The following is a 9,780-nucleotide window of genomic DNA, read 5'->3' as shown; positions in this document are numbered from 1 at the left end:
TTTTTATTATAATTTTCATTCGTACTATTAAACAAATTATTAATTAAATTTGTAATTCTTATTTTGTACTTAACACCTCGAGAAGTGTTTTCTCTATCTATTGTACCTCCAAAAATACTTTTATTAAACTTAGAGTTAGTATTTACTGTTGCGTCAGCCGTAAAATCAATTAATGGGATTTGGTTCGTTGCATCAAACAAATATAACCTTAAAGGTTCCTCTTTTTTATTGAGTTGATTCATAACGTTAGTGTCTATGTAAAACTCAATATACGCATCATTAATTAACCATTTTTTATTTTTATACAACTCCAATTGATCTGAAATATTATTACCGTTTGTGTCAGGACCAAATAAATCTATATAAACAACCGACCCTACCCCTCCTTTCAAATATAATCTCTCATTTTTTCCATAATTACTATTGGAACTGTTATTCTCAGGATTAAATATTCCATTATCTAAATAAGATTGTTTGAAATTATTATCTACTAAAGATATGGTTTGATTTCCTGAACTAATTCCCAAATTAAATGTTGCTGTTTTATCAGTAACCGAAGTACTACCGGTTGAGATAGATGAATAATCAATTGATAATTTAGCTTTAGAGAAATTCAACATTGCCATAGCTGCTTCTACTCCTGCTATAGCTTCAACTTTAAAATATAAACCTCTAAAATAATTTCTAAAATTATTATTATTAACCATATTGGCTAAGTTCAAATTAGCCGGATTAGTACCGTCAAAAAACTTCTTGTAAAAGAAATTCTTATTTAGCTTTAAATAAATACCTGGAGACAGCCTCTCCTTTACAACCCATGTAGTTGCATCTGATTGATTTGGCAATTCATTACCACTTTCATCTACATAAACATAGTTACCATTTACTGTGTTTTTCTTATAGATTTTTATTTCATTTTTATCAAAATAAAATTGATCATTTTGGGAAACATCTGTATCATCATTTAATCGGCTTCCATTATTTACAGAATTTCCATTACTATCACTCCCTTTTTTATTAGAATCAATTAGAGACCCCATATCGGAATAATACTTCTGAACATCTCCATTTGGTTCTGAACTCTGAAGGAAGTATCCATTCTCAAAAACACTCAGTTTAAATTTCTTAGAAGATAATTGATCTAAATTTGCATCAACATCATAATTATTACTAAATATAGAATCCAATTCATAAGTAGAATCTCCATTAGTATCTGTGACTTTATTACTTACGAAAAAAGGGACATACAAATAAACATCTCTAATTTGAACATTTGTCCCATAATCTGGATTCCCAACAGTCATTCCTACTTGAGTCACAAAACTAGCTGTAGTTATACCAAAAACATCATTTTTATAAATCCCTAATGAATTTACAGACAAATTATTTGTTTGCACTTCTCCTGTTGCTTTAGTATATGCCTTTATTTCAGCAAGCGAATCAATTTCATAATTAAAATGCTCATCACCAACTAAATCTGAACCAACTGAATTAAAATCCTTGTCACAAGAAACTACAACTAGTGAAAAAGCAAATAAAATTAACTTGAAATAATTTTTCATCTTTTATTCGAAAATTATAACATTTTTTTTTAGTATTCCCAAAAACAAAATGTAGATTATTACAAAACCTCTTTTTTAATGAAATCTAAATAGGCCTCCTTCAATTTATCTTTCGGGGTGAAAGGTAAAAAAGGTTTTTTAGATGTATGTATATAATTTGTTAAATCTTCTGATAAACTTGAAACAGGAATCATGATAGCGTCGGAATGATCAATTAATGATTTCATCATGTTTTCATATGAAGGCTCCTTAAACACCTCAATTGCTTCCATTGGCAAATTATCAAAAGCTAATTTATTTATTAATTCAAGATCCAAAAACCCCTCAAAAGACTGATTATAAATTGATGAAATAATCTTTGTATCACCAAAAATCCCTTCATTCTTATAATAATTTTTTAAGTAAATAGGTAACAAAGAAGCTAACCAACCATGAACATGAATTACATCAGGAACCCAATTCAGTTTTTTTATTGTTTCAACAACTCCTTTTGCAAAAAAAATAGCTCTCTCGTCATTGTCAGAATACAACACACCTTCTTCATCAGAAAAAGTTGCTTTTCTTTTAAAATAATCATCATTATCAATAAAATAAACTTGAATTCTTTCTTTTGGAATAGAAGCAACCTTAATAATTAGAGGCATATCCATGTCGTTCACAACAAGGTTCATCCCCGATAATCTAATTACTTCATGCAGTTGATGTCTTCTTTCATTTATATTACCATAACGCGGCATAAAAATTCGTATTTGCCCTCCTACTTCATTAATAATTTTAGGCAATTCATAAGATTGTAAAGACACCTCGTTTTCTGCCAAATAAGGCACCACTTCAGATGATACATACAATATCCTCTTGTCAGTCATAAATAAAAAATATTATTATTTGTATTTTTCGATGAGCAAAATTACAAAAAAATATGGACTTATTCACTAATAATAGTAAGTTTGCATTTCATTTCTGTTTCAACATGAGCATATTTACAAAAAAAACCGAATTAAAAACTTACCTTAATTCGCTTTCAAAGAGCAAAAAAATTGGCTTTGTCCCTACTATGGGTGCACTCCATCAAGGGCATTTATCTTTGCTCAGTGAATCATTAAAAAACAATGACTTAACCGTTTTAAGTATATTCGTAAATCCTACTCAATTTAATAATTCTGAAGATTTAGAAAAATACCCAAGAACCCTAGAAAAAGACATTGATTTAGTAAAAAAATTATCAAAAGATATCTTAATTTTCAGTCCAAGTATAGAAGAAATTTACGAAGGAAATACAATCTCTAATTCATACCATTATGATGGATTAGAAAACCAAATGGAAGGCAAACAAAGACCAGGACATTTTGATGGCGTAGGCACAATTTTGACTAAATTATTTACTATTATTCAACCCTATCAAGCATATTTTGGAGAAAAAGATTTTCAGCAATTACAAATCGTAAAAAAACTTGTAAAAAACTACGGCATTCCAGTAATAATTAATGGTTGTCCTATTCATCGAGAAACTAATGGATTAGCAATGAGTTCTAGGAATGAACGATTATCTAAAGAAGCACGAGAGGAAGCCGCTATTATTTTCAAAATTTTAAATGAAGCCAAAATATTTTTTCAAAACCATTCTTCAAAAGAAACTATAACTTTAGTTGAAAATGAATTCTCTAAGTATTCCAATTTTAAATTAGAATATTTTGAAATAGCTGATGAAGAAACGCTATCTCCTTGTATCACAAAAGAAGACAACAAAGAATACAGAGGATTTATTGCAGTCTTTATTGAAGATATTCGCTTGATTGATAATATTTCAATGAAATAATTATATCAAATATTTATAAGAATTAATTAACTTTGCCTCATGCAAATACAAGTAGTTAAATCAAAAATTCACAGAGTTTCTGTTACAGGTGCCGATTTAAATTATATCGGAAGTATTACTATTGATGAAGCGCTTATGGAAGCTGCTAATATCATAGAAGGAGAAAAAGTTCAAATTGTTAATGTTAACAATGGTGAACGATTGGAAACCTATGCAATTAAAGGACCTAAAAACACAGGAGAAATCACTTTAAACGGTCCCGCCGCAAGAAAAGTTCACCGAGGCGACATCATTATTATTATTTCTTATGGAATTTTGGATTTTGAAGAAGCAAAAACCTTCAAACCAACTTTAGTTTTTCCAAACGAAAAAGATAATTCTTTGACTTAATCGTGAAAGAAAATATAAAAAAAAGCATTAGTCTTATTATTCCCTTAATTTTAGGGTTAAGTATTATATATTATCAATATTCTACTCTAACTTCAAGCGAAATTAATAAAATAAAAGATTGTTTTGAAAAAGCTAACTACAATTACATTTATTTATCTCTTTTCGTTGCTTTATTTGGATATTGGTCTCGCGCATATCGATGGAAATATGCTTTGAATCATTTGGGATTCAAAACTAAATTTCATAACGATTTTTTTACTGTTTGTGTTTCTTATCTAGTTAATTTGACTATTCCTCGTTCAGGAGAAATTTCTAGAGCTGCTTTATTAAAAAAATACGAAAACGTTCCATTTGATAAAGGTTTTGGTACTATCGTAGCAGAAAGAATTGTAGACTTATTAGTATTTTTACTTTTTGTTGTTCTTGCTTTTTTTCTTCAATTTGACAAATTATATGATTTTCTTGCAAGTAAAATTTCACTTGGAAAAATATTGATACTTGGACTAACTTTTGTTATACTCGGAGTGATTTTTATTCTTATTTGGATTTATGCTGAATGGAAAATAATTCTAAAACTCAAAAAAAAATTAGCTGGGTTAATTGAAGGCATGCAAAGTATTTATAAAATGAAGGATCGATGGAAGTATTTATTCCACTCATTCTTCATCTGGTTTTCCTATCTAGTAATGTTTTATGTAACAATCTATGCGCTTCCTGAGACTACCAATTTAAATTTCGATGTAGTTGTTATGGGATTTATTTTTGGCACTCTAGCCGTTGGATTCACTAACGGTGGACTAGGTGCCTATCCTTTAGCGATAGCCATGATATTTTCACTATTTGGTGTACCTAAAGATATTGGAATAGCTTTCGGTTGGTTAACTTGGACTTCTCAAACAATTTTAACTATACTCTTAGGGCTTTGCTCTTATTTACTACTACCACTATTCAATAATAAACCAAAAAACTAAAAAATGAAATTCAACGTTTTTATTTTATTTTTTCTAACTACAAGTTTTCTATTCTCACAGAAAACAGATGAAAAAATATTTTCAAAAAAATTAAATGAAGAGCGAAGCTTTTCCATTATTACACCAGCCTCTTACGCTAATAATCCAGAAAAAAAATACCCATTACTAGTGCTTCTTGATGGAGAATATTTAACAGATCCTTTCAATGGCATATTAAAATATGGTAATTATTGGGATGATTTACCTGAAATGATTATTGTATCAATTAATCAAAACTATGGAGAAACTAGATTTAGAGATAGTGAATACGGGGAAGATGGGCTACCCGCAAAATCAGGTGCCAAATTTTTCGAATTCATTGGATTTGAATTACTCCCTTTTGTACAATCTAAATATAGAACACTTCCTTTTCGTATTATTGCAGGTCATGATACAACAGGTGGTTTTTTAAATTTTTATTTATATAAGGATGATCCAATATTTAACGCATTTATTTCGCTTTCACCAGAAATAGCTCCAATGATGGAAAACCGAATTACTGATAGGTTAGCTAAAATTCAAAAACCCGTGTTTTATTATTTAGCTACTTCAACTGCTGATTTGGAAGAAATTCAAGAAAACACGAAAAAAATAGATGATGTATTAAAAGAAACAAAAAACCCCAATTTGTCTTATAGATATGATGTTTTTAAAAACACATCTCATTACTCTTTAGTTGCAGAAGCCATTCCTAGTGCCTTTTATTTTATTTTTAATGGATATCAACCTATATCAAAACTGGAATTCAATGACAAAATTTTAAAATTAGAAAGCGGTTATGCACAATATCTAATTGATAAATATGAAAATATTGAGAAAAAAATTGGCTTAAAAGTGCAGCCTCGGTACACAGATTTCAAAGCAATTGAAGCTGCTATTTTAAAAAACAAAGCCTATTCAGAGCTAGAAATCCTAGCTAATTATGCTGACAAACAATATCCTAAAACCATGCTAGGAACCTATCAAAGAGGTTTATATTTTGAAAAAATTGGACAATTTAAAAGAGCTGCTAAAGAATATCAAAAAGGATTTACACAAAGTGAAGTGGGAGATTTAACTAAAGACTATATTCTCAAAAGAGCAGAAGCATTACAAGGAAAAAAAGACAAAGAAATAGAGGAATCAAAACCTACAGAAGAACCAAATCCTAAAACCGAATAATTTTTAGTACCAATGGCCAAACTCAAAACTTCTTTTTATTGTCAAAATTGCGGAACTAATTTTTCAAAATGGTTAGGCCAATGTACGTCTTGTAAACAATGGAATACGATTGTTGAAGAAATCATTCAAAAAGAAGAAAAGCAAACGTGGAGAACACAAAACTCTGATACAAAAAAAGTTGCTAAGCCACTAAAAATAAATGAAATTAGCACTACCGAAGAAATACGAATGAATACTACTGATGAGGAATTAAATCGTGTTTTGGGTGGTGGTCTAGTTCCGGGTTCTTTAACATTACTTGGTGGTGAACCTGGAATTGGTAAAAGTACTTTGTTACTTCAAATATCGCTTAAACTTCCTTATAAAACATTATATGTATCTGGAGAGGAAAGTCAAAAACAAATTAAAATGCGTGCCGAACGAATCACGCATCAATCTGATACTTGTTTCATACTAACTGAAACAAAAACACAAAACATCTTCCGCCAAATAGAAGAAATTGAACCTGAAGTTGTTATTATTGACTCCATACAAACACTACAAACAGATTATATAGAATCTTCTGCTGGAAGTATATCACAAATAAGAGAATGTACCGCAGAACTAATTAAATTCGCTAAAGAAACTAATGTCCCTGTTATTTTAATTGGTCATATCACTAAGGATGGTACAATAGCAGGACCTAAAATTTTGGAACACATGGTTGACACGGTACTTCAATTTGAAGGAGATCGCAATCATGTATATCGCATATTGCGTTCATTGAAAAACCGATTTGGTTCTACTGCAGAATTAGGCATCTATGAAATGCAAGGTTCTGGTTTACGAGAAGTTTCTAATCCGTCTGAAATTTTAATTTCTAATAAAGAAAATTATCTTTCAGGTACTGCTATTGCCACAACTTTAGAAGGCATGCGTCCATTAATGATTGAAATTCAAGCTTTAGTTAGTACAGCAGTTTATGGAACACCTCAACGAAGCACTACTGGCTATAATTTGAAAAGATTAAACATGATTTTAGCCGTTTTAGAAAAACGAGCCGGATTTAGATTAGGCGCAAAAGATGTTTTCCTAAATATTACAGGAGGAATTACAGTAGACGATCCAGCCATAGATTTAGCAGTTGTTGCGGCTATTTTATCTTCTAATGAAGATATTACTATTGATAAAGATTTTTGTTTTGCTGGAGAAGTAGGATTAACTGGAGAAATTAGACCCGTAAACCGTGTAGATCAACGAATACAAGAAGCAGAAAAATTAGGGTTTTCTACTATTTTTGTTTCTAAATTCAATAAAATCAATCCAAAAGATTTTAAAATTGATATACGTTTAATAGCCAAAGTTGAAGATTTAGTTCAAGAATTATTTGGATAATGGAATCAAAAGAAACCTTTCTTCAACTTATTAAAAATTATCATGAAACAGGTCAAACAATAAAAGCCGCATTATTGCTTATTGATAAATTTGAACTAAATCAACCTAATTTCGGCGGTATTTTATTAAGGGAAAAAGCTGATCCAAGCTATATTCTGTTTACGGCAGAAGGAAAAATTGGCGAACCTATTTTTATTCGAATACCAGAAAATACATTTGAGTTTCCATTGGAATTAATGGTTAATTTATTGGCTCACGAAATGGTACATGTTATTCAAAAATCAAAAGCATTAAGCATTGAAATTAGAGAAGAACGAGAATGACAAGCTTATTACGAAATGTGCTTTCATAAAATTTTTCCAAAAGTCCCAAATGCATCAAAAAAGCATAGACTTTTCTTTGCAAACAAAGCTTTAGAATATTATAACAGAATGCCTAAGGGAGGTGTTTTACAACAAAAATACTCCAATCAAAAACTAGAAATTGAACAATTCATAGAAATGCTTTCTGTATAAGATATGAAAAAGAAAATTAAAATATTTAGTTTATTACTTTTATTACTATTCAGTATAAGTTTAGTTTTTGGATATCTATTTAGAAACGAAATTCTACATTATGCTTTAGGTAAAATTCAAAAAAAATTAGAAACAAAGTACAACTGCATGCTCACATTTAGTAAAGCAGAATTACTTGGCCTGTCGGGCGTTGAATTGCAAAATATTTATCTCATTCCTAAACAAGCAGATACCTTACTGGCAGTTCAAGCGATTAAAACTAAAATTAATCCTTTTGGAATTATTCTAGGCACAATACAAATCAAAAATTTAGAAATGCATCATGGATATATTCAATTAGTTAAAAATGAAAAAGGAAGAAATTTCGATAATTTTTTAAAAAAAGACACCCTTTCTTCTGGTTCATCACAAAATAATTATGCCAAAAAAGCATACCAATTGATTACAAAATTGCTTAATCTGGTTCCAACGGATATGCATCTAAATAACTTGGCACTGAAAATAAACGATAATGGTAAAAAAATCGTTTTTACCATGCAAGAATTAAAATTAACTGATAAAAAATTAAAATCTAAAATAGAAGTCAAAGAAGATCTGTTAAAACAAAAATGGAACCTAGAAGGAACAGCAGACCCTAGGGAAATGAATGCTAATTTACGTTTTCACAGCGTGGATAAATCTAACATTGTTGTTCCTTATCTAGCTTCACGATTAGGCTTACAATCCCATTTTAAATCCATTCAGTTAGAAATTAAAAATATCGATTTTAGCAATAGTGAAATGCATTTTGAAGGCAAAGCTTCTATTACAAATTTAACTCTAAACCATCCCAAAATTGCTTGTAAAGATGTTAGTATTGAAAATGCAGCGTTCAACTATAATTTTTTAATAGGAGAAAAATACATTGCATTGGATAGCACATCTTCAATACTACTGAATAAATTAAAAATTCAACCCTTTGCATCCTATAGCACAGAAAAAGACACTATTTATAAGTTAAGAATTAAAATTCCCGAAACTCAAGCACAAAACTTTATTTCATCTCTTCCAAAAGGCTTATTTAGACATTTTGAAGGTATGGAAGCCATAGGTAGTTTTAACTATGCATTATATTTAGAATACAACAAAAACCAACCTGAAGCCTTAGTTTTTGATAGTCAATTTCATAAAAACAAGCTACAAATTATTAAATATGGTGAGGCTGACTTAGAAAAACTAAATAGAGAATTTACCTATCGTGCGGTTGAAAATGGTATACTGCAACGACCTATTTTAATTGGTGCATCTAATCCTTTTTTTACCGCTTATGAAAATTTACCTATTCTTCTAAAAAACGCTGTTCTAACCAGTGAAGACCCTTCATTTATGAAGCATCGAGGTTTTATTACAGAAGCATTTAAACAATCAATTATTAAAAACATACGAACAAAAAAATTTGCTCGTGGAGCCAGTACCATAAGCATGCAATTAGTCAAAAATGTATTTCTCACTCGAGAAAAAACACTCTCGCGTAAATTAGAAGAAATTGTTTTGGTGTACATACTAGAAAACAATCGAATTGCTTCTAAGGAACGTATGTTAGAAGTTTATTTCAACATTATCGAATGGGGACCAAATGTGTATGGAATTGGAGAAGCGGCTTCTTTTTATTTTCAAAAAAGACCACAAGAGTTGAACTTAAATGAATGTTTGTTCCTAGCTTCTATTGTACCAAAACCAAAAAAATTCATGTGGCAGTTTGATATTAATGGAAATCAAAAAGAGTATGTAGTTAAAAACCAAAACTTCATTAAGAACATAATGCTTAAGCGAGGGCTTTTAACCGAAATGGATACCATTAATCAACATTTACCAATACAAATTAAGGGAATGGCACGTTCTTTTTTAAAAATTAAACCAACCGAAAAGGACACACTTCAAGAAATTGATGATATCGAGTTTTAATTTTTTTT

The 9,780-nt window shown here is 29.8% G+C and carries 10 protein-coding genes; 8 read left to right on the top strand and 2 right to left on the bottom strand.

Annotated elements, in window-relative coordinates; translation table 11 throughout:
- Together QZ824_RS04005 and QZ824_RS04000 are read right to left on the bottom strand one after the other, a co-directional pair.
- Positions 1 to 1,562 (bottom strand): DUF4270 domain-containing protein (locus QZ824_RS04005; protein ID WP_291274742.1); only part of this gene is annotated, 1,562 nt, incomplete at its 3' end.
- Between the two features lie 59 nt (positions 1,563 to 1,621).
- Positions 1,622 to 2,428: a glycogen/starch synthase gene (locus QZ824_RS04000; protein WP_291274741.1), complete on the bottom strand. Its 807-nt coding sequence runs from the start codon at positions 2,426 to 2,428 to the stop codon at positions 1,622 to 1,624.
- Between the two features lie 104 nt (positions 2,429 to 2,532).
- On the opposite strand from QZ824_RS04000, the gene panC reads away from it, so the two are divergent.
- From panC to QZ824_RS03960, 8 genes are read left to right on the top strand one after another with little or no spacing between them, the layout of a single operon-like run.
- Positions 2,533 to 3,378, top strand: coding sequence for a pantoate--beta-alanine ligase (gene panC / locus QZ824_RS03995; RefSeq protein ID WP_291274740.1), 846 nt, complete (start codon positions 2,533 to 2,535; stop codon positions 3,376 to 3,378).
- Positions 3,379 to 3,417: 39 nt separating this feature from the next.
- Positions 3,418 to 3,768, top strand: a complete 351-nt coding sequence (gene panD / locus QZ824_RS03990) for an aspartate 1-decarboxylase (protein ID WP_014389542.1) — start codon at positions 3,418 to 3,420, stop codon at positions 3,766 to 3,768.
- Between the two features lie 2 nt (positions 3,769 to 3,770).
- The gene (locus QZ824_RS03985) at positions 3,771 to 4,739 is read left to right on the top strand and encodes a lysylphosphatidylglycerol synthase transmembrane domain-containing protein (RefSeq protein ID WP_291274739.1); all 969 of its coding nucleotides are present in this window, start codon (positions 3,771 to 3,773) and stop codon (positions 4,737 to 4,739) included.
- Between the two features lie 3 nt (positions 4,740 to 4,742).
- Positions 4,743 to 5,939 (top strand): alpha/beta hydrolase-fold protein, encoded by a 1,197-nt coding sequence (locus QZ824_RS03980; RefSeq protein WP_291274738.1) that lies wholly within the window; start codon positions 4,743 to 4,745, stop codon positions 5,937 to 5,939.
- A 12-nt stretch (positions 5,940 to 5,951) separates the two neighbouring features.
- Positions 5,952 to 7,313, top strand: a complete 1,362-nt coding sequence (gene radA, locus QZ824_RS03975; protein WP_291274737.1) for a DNA repair protein RadA — start codon at positions 5,952 to 5,954, stop codon at positions 7,311 to 7,313.
- A complete protein-coding gene (locus QZ824_RS03970; protein ID WP_291274736.1) occupies positions 7,313 to 7,636 on the top strand; it encodes a hypothetical protein in 324 nt (107 codons plus the stop codon). Before radA ends, QZ824_RS03970 begins: the two co-directional genes overlap by 1 nt.
- 15 nt (positions 7,637 to 7,651) lie before the next feature.
- Positions 7,652 to 7,828 carry a hypothetical protein gene (locus QZ824_RS03965; protein WP_291274735.1) on the top strand — a complete coding sequence of 59 codons (177 nt, stop codon included), beginning with the start codon at positions 7,652 to 7,654 and terminating at the stop codon, positions 7,826 to 7,828.
- A gap of 3 nt (positions 7,829 to 7,831) precedes the next feature.
- The gene (locus tag QZ824_RS03960) at positions 7,832 to 9,772 is read left to right on the top strand and encodes a biosynthetic peptidoglycan transglycosylase (RefSeq protein ID WP_291274734.1); all 1,941 of its coding nucleotides are present in this window, start codon (positions 7,832 to 7,834) and stop codon (positions 9,770 to 9,772) included.
- Positions 9,773 to 9,780 lie beyond the last annotated feature (8 nt).

The organism is Flavobacterium sp. (assembly GCF_021151785.1).
Taxonomy (GTDB): domain Bacteria; phylum Bacteroidota; class Bacteroidia; order Flavobacteriales; family Flavobacteriaceae; genus Flavobacterium.
The sequence above is the reverse complement of the archived record's forward strand: the minus strand, read 5'-3'. Positions and strand labels throughout refer to the sequence as shown.

Excerpts from the sequence above, each read along its gene's own strand:
- QZ824_RS04000 (WP_291274741.1), bottom strand. The coding sequence starts at position 2,428 with ATGACTGACAAGAGGATATTGTATGTATCATCTGAAGTGGTGCCTTAT.
- panC (WP_291274740.1), top strand. The coding sequence starts at position 2,533 with ATGAGCATATTTACAAAAAAAACCGAATTAAAAACTTACCTTAATTCG.
- panD (WP_014389542.1), top strand. The coding sequence starts at position 3,418 with ATGCAAATACAAGTAGTTAAATCAAAAATTCACAGAGTTTCTGTTACA.
- QZ824_RS03980 (WP_291274738.1), top strand. The coding sequence starts at position 4,743 with ATGAAATTCAACGTTTTTATTTTATTTTTTCTAACTACAAGTTTTCTA.
- radA (WP_291274737.1), top strand. The coding sequence starts at position 5,952 with ATGGCCAAACTCAAAACTTCTTTTTATTGTCAAAATTGCGGAACTAAT.
- QZ824_RS03970 (WP_291274736.1), top strand. The coding sequence starts at position 7,313 with ATGGAATCAAAAGAAACCTTTCTTCAACTTATTAAAAATTATCATGAA.
- QZ824_RS03965 (WP_291274735.1), top strand. The coding sequence starts at position 7,652 with ATGTGCTTTCATAAAATTTTTCCAAAAGTCCCAAATGCATCAAAAAAG.
- QZ824_RS03960 (WP_291274734.1), top strand. The coding sequence starts at position 7,832 with ATGAAAAAGAAAATTAAAATATTTAGTTTATTACTTTTATTACTATTC.